We start from the raw sequence: 15,917 nt of genomic DNA on the forward strand, positions 1-15,917 counted from the left end.
AATTATTGCATGAAATTACTTTAGGAGAATTGCTTGACAATTGGCAAACAGTTGTCTATTATTCTAAGAACCTCAGAACGAATGACTTTTTTATCGATTGAAACCCATACTGTATTTTTTCCTACTGCAAAAGATATTGTCTGCACTTTTTCTCTTTCCTCCCACATGAATTTCACATCACCTAATTGCTTGTTAAACTGGGACGACATGCGAGTCTTGATTGCAAGATGTGAAAACTGATCCGAAGTACTCTTTATATTCAATAATGGTTCATGTCCAGGCCTTCTCTCATATGCTATTATCTTTCCCTTGCTGTCAACAACGCCTGCAAATCTTACATATTGGCTGATTGTTCGAATCTCTCGCACTATATCCTGAGCGTCTTTTTTGTTCAACTATCTGAAACATTCTATTTTTACTATTTATCTATTGTCCAAGAGTTACATGCCTTGCATATGTCTATTGAAGTGTCATTGCAAAAAATCTCGTTTCATGCTTTTCTGAGCTTCTTGTTTTAACTGAATTGCAAAGAAATTATCAGGTTCTATATCCAATACAGAATCAAAATAAGCCGTTGCCTCATCGTATTTTCCAAGGTGTGATAATGCAAGGCCCTTGTTTATCAAAATATTCACTTCTTTTGGTTGCACTAGTAAAATTTTATCAAAGCACTCTATTGCCTCCTTGTACCTCCCAAGACTGTCAAGTGAATATCCTCTAAGTGAGAGAGCCCCCAGATCCTCTGGCGTTATCTCAAGTGCCATCTCAAAGCACTCTAGTGCTTCTTGATGTCTGTTTGTCTCTGGGTTTGACAAGCACAATCCCTTGTTGACAAGCGCACCAAAGTTTTTCTTGTTTTTTTTAAGTGATTTATCATAGTACTCTATTGCATCATCAAATCTCAAAAGCATCTGTAATGATACTGCCTTGTCATAAAGTAACTCTGGATTGTCCGGCTCTATGTCCAGTGCCATGTCTAATTGGACAAGCGCCTTGTCCTGTTCGCCATTTTTCTGAAATCCTAGAGCCTTTTTATGTATTGATTCCACATTGTCTTTTTGATTGGTTTTTCCCAATTGTAAAACTACGTCATTCTTACTGATAAACATTAGACTCTGTAAACCAAAACTATGAATTGCTCAAACTGATAATGATCTTGACAGTTATAATGATCTTTAGAGGTATGGTGTCTAGTTGAATCTAACTCGAAAAAAGACCATTAACTTGTTTGCTATTGTGATTGTATTGTTAATCGCAGTACCTGAAATTGTAGGACATTCTCTTTTTGACAAACCACACCCTGAAAACTCGTCTGTTGTAGCAGCCGTCTCGCTTGCAAATAAAATGGTAGAAAATAAGAATAGCCCATCATGCGCACTTACAATCCAGAATGATCCGTCTGGCGCAGGTGTTACAAGAGCAGTTGGTCTGCACGGACAATTTGGAAACTTTACCTGCTCTTCTAGTCCCTGATTTTACTTGACTATCTTGCACTTGGCAGTTATTTCTTTTGCTGATATAAAATAAGTAATTCCCAATATTGCAATGGACCCTAGTCTTAAGGGAGTTTCATAATTTGACAAAAATGCAGTTGCAGTACCTCCTACTGTTCCAAGTGCTGATACCAGTGAAAATCCAATTGGTCCGCAACCGCATGCTCCTGCACCAGCTCCAATTATGGAACCAAAAAATCCGACACCTGATTTTAATCCGCTTTTAACCAATCGCATACGGTATATGCTCATGCTTGCAACAATTCCAGATAGTACAGATATTGCAACAATCAATCCAAAACTAAAGACAGAGTCCTGTGGAATGTAAAAAACAAAGCCTGGTGAAAAAAAGATAAACTGAGATATTGTGCCAAGTGTCACAAGCAATGTTGCAAAAATTGCAATTGACAAGTAAAGGTAATTTTTGTTTGAATATGTTATCTTGAATGCTTCCTTGTGCATTAGATAATAATTGTTCTAGGAATTATTTAATGATACACCGTTTATCTAACCTGGATTGGCAGCGTTGACGGCGTAGCAAGCGCATTTGGTTCTTTTATGCTCTCCCACACAAAGATTTGTGCAGTATAGCTTCCCGGGCTTGTGGGCATCCATGACTGACCCAAATTCATTGTCTGATGAGGGGCCATGGAACCTGTTATCCATGACAGTGACACTGTAATGCCATTGTTATCTTGTATCTGTACCAAATATGCAAAAGGCTGGTCTTTGTCTTCATTGTTTGTTACATCTGACACAATGTGTATCTGTTGATTGACATTTACTTTGGTCAGAGGGTTTCCTGTAGAGTCCAGGACTCGGGCATTGCTTGATGATGCTTGCTCTAGTGGAGGTACCGAGCCTGCAGTTGTTGTTGCAACCATGCGCATCTGGTCTGATGGAGAATGCGGCAAAGGCAATGTGGTATCTATGTACTCTCCTGTTACAGTATCTCCAGGCGATACATGAAGTCTATTGCCGGATGAGCTCAAGTCTGATGTAAGGTACACGGTCCCTTGAAATACGCCCGTGTCAGGACCTGTTTCTGTCATTGAGACTTTGATTCCACCCGAGTCAGAGTCTGACCACACACTTGTGTCAAACTTGTCAATTGCATCTGGGTTGAGATTCATGTCAGGATCTGTTATCTGCAGTATGGCTTGTCCACCGACTGGATAGTTTGGAGCAAGCCACTTTATCTGACCTTCATTCCATCTGATAAGAGCAGAGCCTGTGATGACTTGGTCTCGGTTGTACTCAAATGATACTGAGATTCCGTCATTTCCAGTGCTTGGGAGAAAACCGTTTGTTGGACCGCATGTTGGATTACATGTTGATTGGATTCCTGTTGGATTTGTCCCTTGTCCGTCTACTCCTATAGTGCCTTTGATGGTAGGATCTCCTGTCAATGTAACATACCCTGAAAATATTCCAGTGTTTGTGCCAGTCTCAACAAGGTGGTATGGAATACTATGTCCATTTGTAGAGACTGTAATCTTGTCATCTGATGTAACTCCAATCTCATCTATCAAATTTGGATCAGAGTTAAAGTCCGGAGCATAGATTGTGATATACACCCTGTCTGTCCAACTAAACACATTCTTGTTGAAATGAATCAATGACGATCCTGATGAAGTAGAAACTGTCTGGCCTGATACTGGCTGGAAAGAAAACGCATTAAATGGAACAAGTAATGCTAGAATAATCAAAATGGGGACAATTTTTTTCAATATCAAATCATATTGAAAATGGGCTGGTCATAAACATTAAGTAAAATTTTTCCATGTCTTGTCACTGCAAGTTTCTTATTTGGGTCAATTACAGCCTAGGATATCTTGGTAAAACTGTATCTTGTCAGAGGGCCAATTATTGCGGCAGCAGGGCTTGTTATTGTGGTAATAGGAGCAGGGCTCTTTGATACTTCGTATCAATCAGTGGAATCACTTCTTGGGGAAAAAACTGACATATTTTCTGGCACTCAGATTCTCCCAAACCAATTTGTCAACTCTACCATAAAGTCAGGACAACTCCATGAACACAATGTGATACTTGTTCATGTCACGCCCTCATCTGGCTCTGTAAAGCTTGAAGGATCTGATCCTAATGGAATGACATTTGAAAAAGACAGCACAAACGGTTTTCTGTACCATATAATAGAACGAAGCAATGATGGCGGCTCGTATTACATAAAAATAGCAAATACTGGTAACCAACCTGTAGTGGTAGATTCCATAATTGCAGAAGATCCGTTTTTGAGCAAAAATTGTAATGCGTCAGATGGAATAAAGTGCAATATAGTACAAGTGTCGATGGGAATGGTTGCAATAGGTATAGTCGCATTTATTGCAGGTGTAGCAATCGGTATGTATTATTTCAGAAAAGAGAGAAATCTTCAGAAAAAGTAACTGGATTTTCAAGTTTTGTTTGATTCTTGATTGCAATTCCATGATAACTAACAATATTCTTATCAAGTGATACTCCTACTGTATTGATATGTCCAAAGAGAATGCCTCAAAAGACTGGGACAAATTGTGGATTGAATACAACAAATCACTCAAGACATGGATGCACTCCTTTGAATCGCTACAAAAGGCTACCAAGGATGTCCAGTCAAAGTATAATGATGTAGTTGCAAAAGCAGTCAAAGAATCAAGTGACAAGACCCTACACCAATTCTCTGAGAATTGGCAAAAGGCCATGAGTGATTCTGGGATAAGCACCTTCAAACAATTTGGCGATAACTGGCAAAAGATCATCAATCAATCTGGAATGGATCAAGTCAAGGCGTATGGCGATATGATGAACAAGTTCGCAGAGACTTGGCAGAAGATGTGGAACAAGTAACACGTTTGCCTTTTTCATTTATTTTTCAGAAACTATCTAAAATGTGAAGTTTCAAAAAATGATCAGTGGTGGAGGCAATTTATGAGATCTAAAAATTCTTCAAACCATTTTTTTGAGTGGAAAATGGATCTTTTTGAGCTCAAAAATCATTTTTCACATAAAATTTGTTGTCAACTTTCTTAGCGATCCTAACTAATTAATAATTTGAGAGAAAGGTTTTTAATATTCGAAAATTTACAACACACACGTTGAATAATTCCAAAGTAATATTCGCAGTCTTGGCAGTTATAGTTTTCTCAGTTGGCATGACATCAATGTCAGCATACGGTGCCACTCAACAAAAAACAAGTGAGGCAACCGTTTATGAACAAACCCAAGTCACCCTGTCAGGTGAGGATTCAACTGATCCACACTTCCAAGCAATCTCATACCAATGGCAACAACTAGGTGGAGAACCAGTGACTTTGTCATCTACAAGCGATGTAGATATCTCCTTTACAACACCAGCAGTTGCACCAGGCCAAGTAAAAGATCTCAAGTTTTCATTAATTGTAACAAACCCACAGGGACTTACAAGCATTACAGCATTTACACTTCATGTTATACACAATAATCATCCTCCAGTAGTAACAACTGATCATGAATTGACTGTCATGGAAGGTGCTCCAATGACTTTGATGGCAACAGCAACTGACCCAGACGGTGACAACATGACTTATGCATGGACACAAAATTCTGGTACCAAAGTCACATTATCTAATCCGACTGACCTTACTACAACACTTGTAGCACCTGCAGTAGGTCCAAGTGGAAATGCAACTTTACAATTCACAATTACAGCCAAGGATCCATATGGTGGAGTTGGCTCTGACTCTGTTCTAGTACATGTAATTAGCGCATCTGTATACAAACTTGCATCACTTAGCTGTGGTCCTATCATAAGATCACACGAAGGTGGTTCTGCAACACTTGTTGAAATGATTGACAATCCATCTAATGCTCCATTGACTTATGAATGGGCACAAACATCTGGAGCACCAATCGGAATCTCATCATCTACTGATGCTTCACCAACAGTAACTCTTCCATCAGGTTCTGGTGGCAGTGTTTACGCATTCCAGTTAACAATTAAACAAGACGGTTCAATCGTAGGAAACTGTGAACAGTATGTCTACGCTGCATATCCTGAACCAGGCGGTGCTCCAACAGCAGATGCCGGTCCAGACACAACTGTCAACGCAACATCTACTGTCACTCTCGACGGTACAAAGAGTACTGGCGCATTCATCCAGTTCTCATGGAGACAAATCGCAGGTGAACCAGTACAATTGGTTGATGCTAACACAGCAAAGCCAAGCTTTGTAGCACCAGATGTAGCACTTGGCCAAACCAAAGACCTAGTCTTTGAGAACACTGTAAGCAACGCCTTTGGAAAGGATGCTGCTATAGTGCACATTACAGTGGTCAACCCATCATCACCACCACACGCTGTAATCACAATCAAGTAGATTTTTCAAAACTACTTTTCTTCCAGTATCTTTGATGCCAAAACCATTTTAGGTTGAATTGAAAAATTTGTACGAATAAATATGCTATATCTAAAGCAAAAAGGGCAGCGACCATGATAAATAGAAAATTTCTACTCTTTGCATTATTTCTTGTACTAGTTGGGGCATACGCGTCTAACTCTGCACAAGGTGCAATGACTCCTGTACTTACAGAATATCCAACAGGACTTGTTGCAACTGCAGTCTCTCCAACACAGGTAAATTTGTCATGGACTGCACCTACACAAAATTATGGAAAAACAATTGTGGGATACAAAATAGAGCAAGAGGTGGGAATAGGGGTATATGACACTCTGGTCTACAACAGTGGCAGTACCATCACAGCATATTCTGTGACCGGTCTTAAGACTGGCACCACATACACCTACCGGGTCTCTGCAGTATACTCTGACGATACATCCTCTTCTGCATCAAATCCCGCATCTGCAACGCCAACTACAACATCCAAGCCAACAACATCAAGTATCCCTGGTGCTACTATGACTAATACACAATTTGACTTTGTACCACCTGATGGAACTGCACTCTCAGGTGTCATCATGAGCTCTGATGATTATCTTTCATTACAGTACAAAAAAGATCCACGAGCAGTCTTGCTAAATCCAGTACCTACAGCATATCCTGCAAATAATAATCTCAGTAACTTGCTTGCATATCAGGCAAATCACCTTGCTGCTGATTCAATTCCAGCACCGCTTGTAGCAAAGGCAATCTCTGACAAGGGAATCCTCCTGACCTGGCTTCCACCGCTTGAGCAATATGGGCAGAAACTACTCGGATACAAGGTTGAAGTAAAAAACAATCAAGGACTCTTCCAGTCAATTGATGATGACACTGAAAACAGCGATACAAAATATTATGTGACAGGCCTTGACTCTAATACTACGTACACATATCGCGTATCTGCAGTATATCCTGGAACTCATAGCAATCCTTCAAATGAAGCAACTGCAACAACACTTGCACCTGTAATCTCCACTCCGCAAAACCAAACTGTAACTCCACCTCCAGTTACAACGCCATCACAAACTCCACCTCAAACCACGCCAACCTCGACTGTAAATAATGTCAAGTTTGATCTTACCGCTCCCGATGGAACACTTCTTGCAGGAATAGTTGCAACACAGGCCGACTATCAACAATTTGTCCTAATTAAAGACCCAAGAACCATACTATCAAATGTAAACACAACATCATTTCCAATAAACAACAATCTCGCAGGATTGTTAAGATACCAAGATCTTCATCCAGTCCAGCAGCAATCAATTCCTACAACAACACCTGTCACAAATACTAGCCAGCCGGTCCAATCAAATCCTCCGCCTCCAGATAATTCTGCACCTGATAAAACACTCGTCAACGGAGTATTGACATCTGTAGTAGCATCTGGAGTCGTAGGTATTATCACATGGTTTGTCAAGACAAAGGTTGCAAGAAAGATTGCAAAAGATTATCACTTTACACTAGAACATGTCTCATCTGGCACTCCACAAATAAGAATACGAAACAGTGGTGAGACAATAGAAGACTGTGTCATACTATGTGGCAAGGATGCATGTGTCTGGGTTGACACTAATCTTGACAGGCCAAGGCATGTCTATGAGGGAAGCGTCTCATCTGCAAAGCTTCCAGAACAATATGATGACAACCCACTTGTCAGCGTAAAAAGCGGCAAAAAGATACTGCGAAGAATAAATCTAGATGAAATGGCTCATGGTTAGAGCCAAAAATAAATTAATAAAAAACTCGGGGTTCTCTAGTATGCCGAGTACTTTTTGAGATTTCCATACTTGTCAAACAAGTCCTGGACTGTCCCATCTGCCAAGTTGTACTTGACATTTGTTTCCTTGTTTACGCTAACAAGGTCGGTCTTTTGAGTTGCAGCTCCGTTGTTAAATGCACTGAGTGCTTGGTCATGGGTGCCACCGTTCTGGATTACTTGGTTCATTGCAAGTCGTCCCTGTGCCACTTTTTGTTGCATGTATGCAAACTCGTCCATGAATACTCCTTGTGCTGAGCCATTTACCTTGCTGACAAAACCTGCATATGCGTTTGATACGCTTGCATCGTTTTGCTGGTTCACACTTGCGATATCTGCTTGGAGATATTGCTGTGCAAGTTTGCGCTGCTGCTCAACCAACTGGTTCTGTTGATCCTGTATGGTTTGTTTTTGTTGCTGTGCTGCATACTGCTGCTTGAAGAGCTCTATGGTCTGAAGTATGCTCATTGCTTTTGGATCATTTTTGATTGCATTTGTTGCCTTTATCTGCACGTTTCCTGTTGGGTTTTGACCTGCATCAGCCCATGCAAATCCTAGGTAACTTGAACTTAGTATCAATGATCCTGCAGCAAGTGCAAGCACTAGCTGAATTTTGCTTCCAATCATTTACTGTCTTTCACCTCCTAGTTCTCTCCCGACAACTGTGTTGTTTCGTTCGAATCTCACGAACTCATCAGGGGATTTGCAGAAATTCATATCGACTTTAACATTGCCTCCGCAACTTGTTTGATTATTTCCTTAAAGTCGTCCCGAAGTAGTGAGTGGACCAGTGCTTTGAATCCGCCACACTTTTCCAAGTGTCTTAGCATGTGCTTTTTGCAAAAGTTTCTTCCACACTGTGTGCACAACTGTACACAATCGCGCTCACAGGTGTTGCACTTGGCTGTCTCTGTTTTTTCGACTGCTGGTACTGCTGTCATGAAGTGACTTGTCAGAGAAATTATAAATCAATTAGAACACTTTTTGCAGCAAAAATGTTGACCATATCTAGGAACAAAAAATCGTCCTCCATGCCTGACATGGTATGGATCAGAACACTTGTGCGACAAAAATGTAGTAAATGTTTTTAATAATAGTATGAGAGGTTCTCATCATGGTAGGCAGGGGAACTGATAGCGACGAAGGGGCAATACCGATGAAGAACCTTACAAAAAATGGTATCAGCCCACTGGATGTATTGATACTACAAGTACTACAAGAAGGCGCAACCCCTGACACTGCAAACAAGGAACTTGAAAGTCATGGATATGTGCTATCTCGTGACAATGTAAAAAGTAGAATTGAGGATCTTGTAAAAAAAGGCGTCATACTCGAGCACAACAATACTGCAGACAGCAAACGTGATGATAAAATAAAGTGGATACTTGTAGACCCCAGCAAGCTCTTTGATAATCAATGGTATACTTTTATCAAAACACAAAATCCACTCTTTGAGAGACGAGTCATTCCATACTCTGAGATGTATAACAATCTTGTAGAAATTAGCAGGGAATATGGAATTGTAACTACAATAGATGTGGTCCAGGGAGAGGGACAAAATTATGACTTTATCTTGAGAATTGTCACAAATGATCTTGGCCACTTTGAAGAGATGATTGAAAAAATAAGGTCGCTTGGCTGGGTTCATTCAGTTGACAGTAAACCAATCCATGTGCTTGAGGGTGTTGGGATTTCAAAGAACAATCTCACCAAAGTTCACATGAACTATTACTATGAACCAATAAAGCTTCCAGACTTTGAATCCTATCTTAAAACAATACGACAAGTGTATCGCACTTATGATGGGTACATAAAAGAAGAAAGTGCATCAAAACAAAAGGTTGTAAAAAAGAAGAGCAGCGAGAACGCGTATGATGCCACCTCTGAAGAAAAATAATCTTGTCTTTTTCAAATCATAGAATCATTGCAAACTGTTCTCTATGTGATGGCACACTACGATTTGACGAGTCCCACAAGAATAAAGTGTATTGTAGTCGCTGCAAGACCGGCTATGATTTCAAAGGAGATTATCTTAACATGCTGTCTCCGCACATACGAAATGAAATATGCACAAAGGGAATGCTTGCAAGAAAGATACAGCAGAGTCTACATCTTGGCAGGCTGTCAAAAAATGATCATGACCTAATCAAGGGAATTGTTGCAAGCAAGAACATGGCACGGCAGTATTTCAAAAATGTTGTACATCCTACAGAGGCTGCCTGGTCTGCAAGGTCTTATGAAAGATTTGAAGAGATTTTCATCATAAATCACTTGGATTCTATTTTAAAAACAAAAAAAATCACGTTTGTAGATGTGGGCTCGGGCCCTGGAAGATACCTGATATTGCTTGGCTCAAAAATCAGCCAAAATTCTTGCAAGGATTTTAAAAAAAACCCAGAGACTGCCAAGCTGTATGGGTATGACAAAACCTATGAAAATAAACTCTCAAGTGTGATAGGAATAGATTATTCTGAAGAGATGGTCTCATACTCTGCAAGGCTGCTCAAAAAATATGGCCTTGGGAAATTGCTTAACACTAGAATATTTCCTGTAAATGGAATTGCGCAAAACTTTCATCTAAATGACAAACTATTTTCAGGAACACACAAGGTCATAGTGTGCACGTTCCAGACTTTGGGGAATCAGGAAAATACTGAACTTCAAATCCAGATGTTAAAATCCATGAAAAAACTTGCATCTCCAAGCGGTACAATTATTGTCTCTGTGTTTAACAAGAAACTGTTTCGAGACTTTGGACTCAAAAAATTCTATGGACGTGAGGTCAAAAGAACTGTAGGTGAGATTGTAACTTCAAAACAAGATGTGCAAAATGCCATACTTCGAACATCAAAAGGTGTCTATTCCAAGTGGTTCTCAAAAGAGGATCTTGAGGACTTGTTCTCTGGAGCAAAAATATCACGATATACAATAATGGACTCTAAATCATTGGAACCAATATCTGGGTATGAACAATATCTAAAATCTGAAGAACAGAGAAAAGATGTCTTTCCACGTGCAATTGTGGGAGTTGCCAAGATCTAGCAAATTAAAATAATTCCCAGATGAGAGTTTGCAGTTTTTCAAAATCAATAAAGATGGTATAATTTTTGAAATTTGTATCTGGTTGTACGCTGACAATCTTTTGAGTTGATTGTGGGTTTTTTAATCACTTGATCACTTTTATCTGGGACAAATTTAACAAATTCATTGTCTGAAGATCTAATCGGAGCAATACAGCAACTCTTGATTCTTGGAAAAGGAGACCAGGGAAGACTAGAGTATCTGCTTGAATCTCTACAAAAGGGCAGACCGCTTCCAGATTCTGATCAAAATTATCTAAAAATGATGATTCCAATTTATCTTGGTTCCCAAGAGCCTGACCTATACAAGAAAAATGTTGAAGCTGCACTTGAAAAGATGCACGATCAAATAAAGCAACTTGATGAAAAGATTGGCTCCAAAAAAGGATTTGAAAAATATGTAGGACGAAAAGCAGTCTTGTTCTTTGTTACAGTATTTGTGGGATGGAATGCATTCCAGTCGTATATCCAACATGTGATATCCTATTACGTAAAACCTGATCTTCTCCAGTATGTGTTTCCACTAAATCTTGCAGCAGGGTATCTAAATTATGGCCAGATAGTATGGTTTGGATTTCTTGTACTTGCCATATCATGGCCATTTATTGGCGCAATTCACCTTGCCAAATTCATAGCCTCTCGCAAGAGATAGAATCTATTGTAGTGCTATTCTGTAATAGTCCCAACGCTCTGGGTCAAACTGCCTGACAAACTCGATTGGCTCTTTTCTCTCAATCCTGCTTGCTATGACATCTCTTAATGCAAAGCTTGTCAGATACTTGTATCCCTTTGACTGGGCTTGCATGTTGAATAGCAGCCTCATCTCTCTGCCTCCCCTCTGACCCCAGTACCCCATTCTGATTGCAAGTGGTTCCATAAATGCAGTATTATTTTTTCCAAGGTTGACATCATTTATCTCCGGTCGCAGCCTGTATGTTTCAAGCGGACCACCCTTTGTAAAACCGATTACCGGACCATTGTCGCTTCCAAGCCTTAGTGTGTTTAGTATGGTATCTTTTGACATGACAGACTCGACAAAATCATCTTTTTTGAACTGGAGTGGCTGTGGAAGCTGTTTGTGAATTTCAGCAAGGGTGTGGATAAATTCCGGTTCCTGTCTTGTAGAGGCTGGCTCTATCACTGCAAAAAATTTAGTATTATCATATACTAGTGACCCTTCTATCTGGATTTCCTGTTCACGCAATTTCATAAATGACAACACATTGTCCGTGAAATGCTTTCTCATCTCTCTTGGCAATGCGCGCAAAACACTCTGACACATCTCTGCATCGTTGTTCAAAAGATCCTCAAAGTACGCAACAGACCTTCTTACGATATAATATGGGTGCCAAGCAAGTGCATGTGCATTTTTTTGTGCCATCTCAAGTGCTTTAGCAAAATCACCAAGCGTATATCCTGCAATCCTGTCCGTTACAGACAAGAACCATCCCATCTTTCTAAAGTGCTCTTGCTTGGCAATGTCTTGCTGAACCAAATCTGACATTGAAAGGCATTCTTCAATTTTCTTTTCTGTTTTTTCTTTTATCTCTCCGCTCCAAGGATATGTAGTTCTATGAATTAATGCTGCAATAAGGTTCTTGTCAATGTTTGCGTCTTTTAGTAAAGTGTCAAGCTTGTCATCTGTCATGACAAATTTTATGGCGTCTTCCTCGTGAGGCTTGTCTACTTTTTTCTGCGGATCGTAATCATGGAATAAAGCTGCAGCAAACAGATATGGCAAGTCCTCTTGTTTTATTATGGTGTGCGAGCTCTCCCCTTGAGCTGCCAAGAGAGTAATGTATGTCACCTCAAGCTCGTGAATAATATTGTGATATCCGTAATAATCAATTCCAAGTCCCTTTGACTCGAACAGGTTTATTGTATAATCTAGTATCTTTCCGTAACATTCTCGTTTAAAACCATTGGCTACCATTATGCTTTGAATTTTTTCCCTCAAGGATACTGGATCCTGATTTTGCAGCAACACCTTTGGTAATTGATGCTGGTGGTTTTAAGTTCTCCCTATTCTTGATTATATTTTTGCAGGATTTCTTCTTTTTTTGTAAATTGTAATTATGACCAAAACTGCAATTGCGATTATTGCAATTATGGATATATCAGTATAGTCTACAGACCAGTTTGCAACCATCACCTTTGGCGAGTCCACCAGAATTTCAGCAGAATATTGTGACGCATCGCCAATTACTTGACCCTGCCACCCGAGAAACACATGATGTAAAATGCTGTCGTCTCCTGGAATTACAGATATGTTTGCAATGGTCCCAGAATCATACCAGCCTGTTCCAAGTGGCTTGCCAAAATTTGAGATAACGTTGACATAGTATTGGTTCTTGTATTGCGGAGACAGATCGTGTTTTTCTGTCACTTGAATGACATGAGATCTAAACAAACCTGCATCTTGCCTTGGGATTATAGTGACATCTGAATTACCTTCTGACCATCCTGCAAGCTGCTGTCTTGACTGATTGTCTGATTGTATCACATATGGTACAACAAACTGGACGCCAGAGCCGTCATCAAACCAATTGTCGCCTGTCGGAGATGGTGGAGAAAATGTAATGCCATCATATGTTGATGTTATCTCAAACTGTTGTATGGTGCGAAATGTCACAGTATGGTCCTTGTCAGTTGGAATGTTTATTGTAAAGTTACCATCAGAATGTCGCGGTATGGTAACATCAGGTCCCTCATCTATTGTATATGATGTTACATCCAGTCTTCCTAGAGTATTTTGCCATGTGTATTTTTGAGATATGGTATACTCTTGTCCTAACTCTAAAGATACCGAATAGTTCCTTGACGGGTCTTTCTCGTAATTGACTAGTATGTTGACATGTTGCATTTGTGCTGACGCTACTGGGGTTATTGCAACCATCAATGATATCACACAAAGACCAAGCCCTGTTGTAAACAATTACTCTATGGGTTTGATACCAGACTAAATTTGTTCTGGTATTTTTTGCTAGCAAAAGTCAAATAATACTTTGTAAATCAAGATGCATGAACCGCTCATCGTATGCAATTATGGCGGCACTAGTGTTTTCACTTGGAGCCGCACCGGTATTTGCACAGACTGCACAACAGTACACTGTACAAGATGCCACAAGCGGACAGTCTTTTCAGGTGCCTTATACCATGGACGCAGGAACAATAAGTGACATGTCACTTAGTCACCAAGATACTTCACTCATAGTGTCTGTCACTGCAACCTCTGATGGTAACCTCACATTGACTATGCCGCGTGCATTAATTGATGCAAAAGATGGTGCAAATGACGACCAGTTCTTTGTTCTAGTTGATGGCGCAGACACTGACTTTACAGAAACAAAAACCAACACTGACAGAACTGTAACTGTAACAGTTCCACAAGATACAAGCCAGGTAGAAGTCATTGGAACCCAAGTAGTTCCAGAATTTGGAGCCTTGTCTGCTCTAGTACTAGTGATTGCAATATTGAGCATTGTCCTAGTCTCGGCAAAAACCAGACTTAGATTTGCACAAGTGTAATTTTTTTATTTTTTATTTTAACTAAATCCGGCCCCAAACTGGTCGCCATGCTGCAAGGGGTCTATAGAATCAGATCCTTTTAGCTTGAGATACAAAAATGCCTCGTTGACAAGTTGCATGGCCGATTCATCTTTTAGGCTAAACTGGTTTTTTGCCATGTCATAGTATTTTTTGAGTTTTGATTGATCTTGCTCATCAAGGGATATCTTATCATGTGATATTGCATCTGCAATTTTTTCAATTTGGTTGTTGTAATTGTTCACTTGAGTAAAGATGAGAATATCTTGCTTTTAAGTAGTTGGCATTATTTGTATGAATTAGGATTTTTCTTCGTCAATGTCTTCCTCAAACTCGTCATCTAAAAACTCGACAGATTCGTCATTGTTTTCAGTGGTGGGCTCATCTAAGAAATCTTCCTTTTCTTTGGCCTTTTTTGGTTTCATGGTATGTTTGCTATAGTTTATCTTTATAACTTCTATTTTTTTCCAAAGTTTTCAAGCGCACTTTTTGCATCCTGGTGGCCGTTTCGAATCAATTTCTTTATGGTACCAAGTGAAAAGTCTGCATCTTCAAACAAATAATGAGATTCCTCCTTTCTCTCAATTCTTATGATTTCCTTGATTATTGTTCCTCGCTGGCATGCAAGCTTGTGATACTCTGATTCTAATTCCTCTAGTTTTTTCTTGTTGGTCTCATCAAGAGATACATTCTCTAAAATGTCATGCATCTTTTTTATCACAAGAAGATATCTTGAGATTATCTTTGACATGCGAATTGCCTGGTCTGTCTTGTCTGTATGCATGATGTCTCTTGCACGATGCCATGCCTCTGACATGGTCCTTGGCAGATCCTCCTGCTGTCTTGGGAATAGATTTGCAATTATTACTCGCTTGTCGCATACCGGTGATGCATCAATTACCTCCCTGAGCGGAGTGTTGTTGAGAAGTGTGCCATCCCACAAGTATCTAGAGCCAACCTTTGTCCAAGATATTCCATAAAATGGATATCCTGCGCTTGCAAGCACGTGGTCTGATGTAAATGTGTCATACTTGCTATCAAATATGGACGACTTGCCATTTTGCACATCTGTTGATGTTATCACAAGTCTTGGCCTTGATGCATCCTTTATTTTTGCATAATCTACATATTTTTCTAGTGTCTTTTTCAGGGGAGATATGTCATACAAATATGGTGAGCTTGAAAAATTAAATGATGGTTTGAGCCAGAGTGGAAGAAATGCATTTGGGTTTCCCCACATTGCAGCATACATTGATGATGATAATTCACGCATCTTTTCTGGAAGATAAGATGGCGTGACGCCTTCTGCCATGTTGAGCCAAAACTCTTCCAAGTCCTTTGCAGGGTTGCCGCTCTTGTTTGCAGCAATGATTGTTGCATTGATTGCCCCAATTGACGTGCCTGCAACGACATCAAGTTTTATGCCACATTCCTGTATTGCCTTGTATACTCCGCACTCGTAGGCCCCAAGTGAGCCTCCGCCCTGGAGCACAAGCACATTTTCCTCACAACTTTTCTCTTTTTTTATTTCAGGCAATTTGGGTACACTTGGTATGACATTCTTGGGTTATGATGTTTTCTGCGATTCTCATCTTGCTGTCAAGAGATTGCCTGTACCATGCGTATC

20 protein-coding genes are annotated in these 15,917 nt (G+C 39.9%); 9 read left to right on the forward strand and 11 right to left on the reverse strand.

What is annotated here, in order from left to right; genetic code table 11:
* Positions 1-20: 20 nt before the first annotated feature.
* Positions 21-395, reverse strand: coding sequence for a hypothetical protein (locus NSIN_RS05320; protein ID WP_101009749.1), 375 nt, complete (start codon positions 393-395; stop codon positions 21-23).
* Positions 396-470: 75 nt separating this feature from the next.
* Entirely contained in the window at positions 471-1,076 is a 606-nt protein-coding gene (locus tag NSIN_RS05325) for a tetratricopeptide repeat protein (RefSeq protein WP_165775254.1), read from the reverse strand.
* 118 nt (positions 1,077-1,194) lie between these two features.
* On the opposite strand from NSIN_RS05325, the gene NSIN_RS05330 reads away from it, so the two are divergent.
* Complete coding sequence (locus tag NSIN_RS05330; RefSeq protein WP_133124067.1) at positions 1,195-1,473, forward strand: hypothetical protein; 279 nt, start codon at positions 1,195-1,197, stop codon at positions 1,471-1,473.
* A gap of 2 nt (positions 1,474-1,475) precedes the next feature.
* Here NSIN_RS05330 and NSIN_RS05335 read toward each other — a convergent pair whose 3' ends face one another.
* A complete protein-coding gene (locus NSIN_RS05335; protein WP_101009754.1) occupies positions 1,476-1,955 on the reverse strand; it encodes a hypothetical protein in 480 nt (159 codons plus the stop codon).
* Positions 1,956-1,996: 41 nt separating this feature from the next.
* On the reverse strand, positions 1,997-3,223 hold the full coding sequence (locus tag NSIN_RS05340; protein WP_101009756.1) for a hypothetical protein: 1,227 nt from the start codon (positions 3,221-3,223) through the stop codon (positions 1,997-1,999).
* A 105-nt stretch (positions 3,224-3,328) separates the two neighbouring features.
* Here NSIN_RS05340 and NSIN_RS05345 point away from each other — a divergent pair, with 105 nt between their 5' ends.
* From NSIN_RS05345 to NSIN_RS05360, 4 genes are all read left to right on the forward strand, one after another.
* Positions 3,329-3,898 (forward strand): hypothetical protein, encoded by a 570-nt coding sequence (locus NSIN_RS05345; protein WP_101009757.1) that lies wholly within the window; start codon positions 3,329-3,331, stop codon positions 3,896-3,898.
* An 88-nt stretch (positions 3,899-3,986) separates the two neighbouring features.
* Complete coding sequence (locus NSIN_RS05350) at positions 3,987-4,337, forward strand: hypothetical protein (protein ID WP_101009759.1); 351 nt, start codon at positions 3,987-3,989, stop codon at positions 4,335-4,337.
* A gap of 248 nt (positions 4,338-4,585) precedes the next feature.
* Entirely contained in the window at positions 4,586-5,845 is a 1,260-nt protein-coding gene (locus NSIN_RS05355; protein WP_133124068.1) for a PKD domain-containing protein, read from the forward strand.
* A gap of 113 nt (positions 5,846-5,958) precedes the next feature.
* Positions 5,959-7,626 carry a fibronectin type III domain-containing protein gene (locus tag NSIN_RS05360; RefSeq protein ID WP_101009763.1) on the forward strand — a complete coding sequence of 556 codons (1,668 nt, stop codon included), beginning with the start codon at positions 5,959-5,961 and terminating at the stop codon, positions 7,624-7,626.
* A gap of 35 nt (positions 7,627-7,661) precedes the next feature.
* Here NSIN_RS05360 and NSIN_RS05365 read toward each other — a convergent pair whose 3' ends face one another.
* Positions 7,662-8,291 carry a hypothetical protein gene (locus tag NSIN_RS05365; RefSeq protein ID WP_101009765.1) on the reverse strand — a complete coding sequence of 210 codons (630 nt, stop codon included), beginning with the start codon at positions 8,289-8,291 and terminating at the stop codon, positions 7,662-7,664.
* A gap of 86 nt (positions 8,292-8,377) precedes the next feature.
* Positions 8,378-8,605 (reverse strand): hypothetical protein, encoded by a 228-nt coding sequence (locus tag NSIN_RS05370; RefSeq protein ID WP_101009766.1) that lies wholly within the window; start codon positions 8,603-8,605, stop codon positions 8,378-8,380.
* A 173-nt stretch (positions 8,606-8,778) separates the two neighbouring features.
* On the opposite strand from NSIN_RS05370, the gene NSIN_RS05375 reads away from it, so the two are divergent.
* From NSIN_RS05375 to NSIN_RS05385, 3 genes are all read left to right on the forward strand, one after another.
* Entirely contained in the window at positions 8,779-9,561 is a 783-nt protein-coding gene (locus NSIN_RS05375; RefSeq protein WP_133124069.1) for an Lrp/AsnC family transcriptional regulator, read from the forward strand.
* 2 nt (positions 9,562-9,563) lie between these two features.
* Positions 9,564-10,706 carry a class I SAM-dependent methyltransferase gene (locus NSIN_RS05380; RefSeq protein WP_133124070.1) on the forward strand — a complete coding sequence of 381 codons (1,143 nt, stop codon included), beginning with the start codon at positions 9,564-9,566 and terminating at the stop codon, positions 10,704-10,706.
* A 165-nt stretch (positions 10,707-10,871) separates the two neighbouring features.
* Positions 10,872-11,396 carry a hypothetical protein gene (locus tag NSIN_RS05385; RefSeq protein ID WP_101009772.1) on the forward strand — a complete coding sequence of 175 codons (525 nt, stop codon included), beginning with the start codon at positions 10,872-10,874 and terminating at the stop codon, positions 11,394-11,396.
* A 3-nt stretch (positions 11,397-11,399) separates the two neighbouring features.
* Here NSIN_RS05385 and NSIN_RS05390 read toward each other — a convergent pair whose 3' ends face one another.
* Positions 11,400-12,731, reverse strand: coding sequence for an HD domain-containing protein (locus NSIN_RS05390; RefSeq protein WP_320410671.1), 1,332 nt, complete (start codon positions 12,729-12,731; stop codon positions 11,400-11,402).
* A gap of 45 nt (positions 12,732-12,776) precedes the next feature.
* Positions 12,777-13,679: a hypothetical protein gene (locus NSIN_RS05395; RefSeq protein ID WP_101009774.1), complete on the reverse strand. Its 903-nt coding sequence runs from the start codon at positions 13,677-13,679 to the stop codon at positions 12,777-12,779.
* 86 nt (positions 13,680-13,765) lie between these two features.
* Between NSIN_RS05395 and NSIN_RS05400 the strand changes: the two genes are divergently transcribed.
* Positions 13,766-14,272, forward strand: a complete 507-nt coding sequence (locus NSIN_RS05400) for a PEFG-CTERM sorting domain-containing protein (RefSeq protein ID WP_101009776.1) — start codon at positions 13,766-13,768, stop codon at positions 14,270-14,272.
* A gap of 17 nt (positions 14,273-14,289) precedes the next feature.
* Here the strand turns inward: NSIN_RS05400 and NSIN_RS05405 are convergent, their stop codons facing one another.
* Genes NSIN_RS05405 through NSIN_RS05410 form a run of 3 tightly spaced genes read right to left on the reverse strand, consistent with a single transcriptional unit; the run spans position 14,290 to position 15,827 of the window.
* Positions 14,290-14,535, reverse strand: coding sequence for a hypothetical protein (locus tag NSIN_RS05405; RefSeq protein WP_101009778.1), 246 nt, complete (start codon positions 14,533-14,535; stop codon positions 14,290-14,292).
* A gap of 54 nt (positions 14,536-14,589) precedes the next feature.
* On the reverse strand, positions 14,590-14,715 hold the full coding sequence (locus NSIN_RS09670; RefSeq protein WP_281259592.1) for a hypothetical protein: 126 nt from the start codon (positions 14,713-14,715) through the stop codon (positions 14,590-14,592).
* Between the two features lie 32 nt (positions 14,716-14,747).
* On the reverse strand, positions 14,748-15,827 hold the full coding sequence (locus NSIN_RS05410; RefSeq protein ID WP_133124071.1) for a patatin-like phospholipase family protein: 1,080 nt from the start codon (positions 15,825-15,827) through the stop codon (positions 14,748-14,750).
* Positions 15,828-15,917 lie beyond the last annotated feature (90 nt).

Source organism: Candidatus Nitrosotalea sinensis (assembly GCF_900143675.1).
GTDB lineage: Archaea > Thermoproteota > Nitrososphaeria > Nitrososphaerales > Nitrosopumilaceae > Nitrosotalea > Nitrosotalea sinensis.

Excerpts from the sequence above, each read along its gene's own strand:
- NSIN_RS05335 (WP_101009754.1), bottom strand. The coding sequence starts at position 1,955 with ATGCACAAGGAAGCATTCAAGATAACATATTCAAACAAAAATTACCTT.
- NSIN_RS05350 (WP_101009759.1), top strand. The coding sequence starts at position 3,987 with ATGTCCAAAGAGAATGCCTCAAAAGACTGGGACAAATTGTGGATTGAA.
- NSIN_RS05360 (WP_101009763.1), top strand. The coding sequence starts at position 5,959 with ATGATAAATAGAAAATTTCTACTCTTTGCATTATTTCTTGTACTAGTT.
- NSIN_RS05365 (WP_101009765.1), bottom strand. The coding sequence starts at position 8,291 with ATGATTGGAAGCAAAATTCAGCTAGTGCTTGCACTTGCTGCAGGATCA.
- NSIN_RS05370 (WP_101009766.1), bottom strand. The coding sequence starts at position 8,605 with ATGACAGCAGTACCAGCAGTCGAAAAAACAGAGACAGCCAAGTGCAAC.
- NSIN_RS05375 (WP_133124069.1), top strand. The coding sequence starts at position 8,779 with ATGGTAGGCAGGGGAACTGATAGCGACGAAGGGGCAATACCGATGAAG.
- NSIN_RS05400 (WP_101009776.1), top strand. The coding sequence starts at position 13,766 with ATGAACCGCTCATCGTATGCAATTATGGCGGCACTAGTGTTTTCACTT.
- NSIN_RS09670 (WP_281259592.1), bottom strand. The coding sequence starts at position 14,715 with ATGAAACCAAAAAAGGCCAAAGAAAAGGAAGATTTCTTAGATGAGCCC.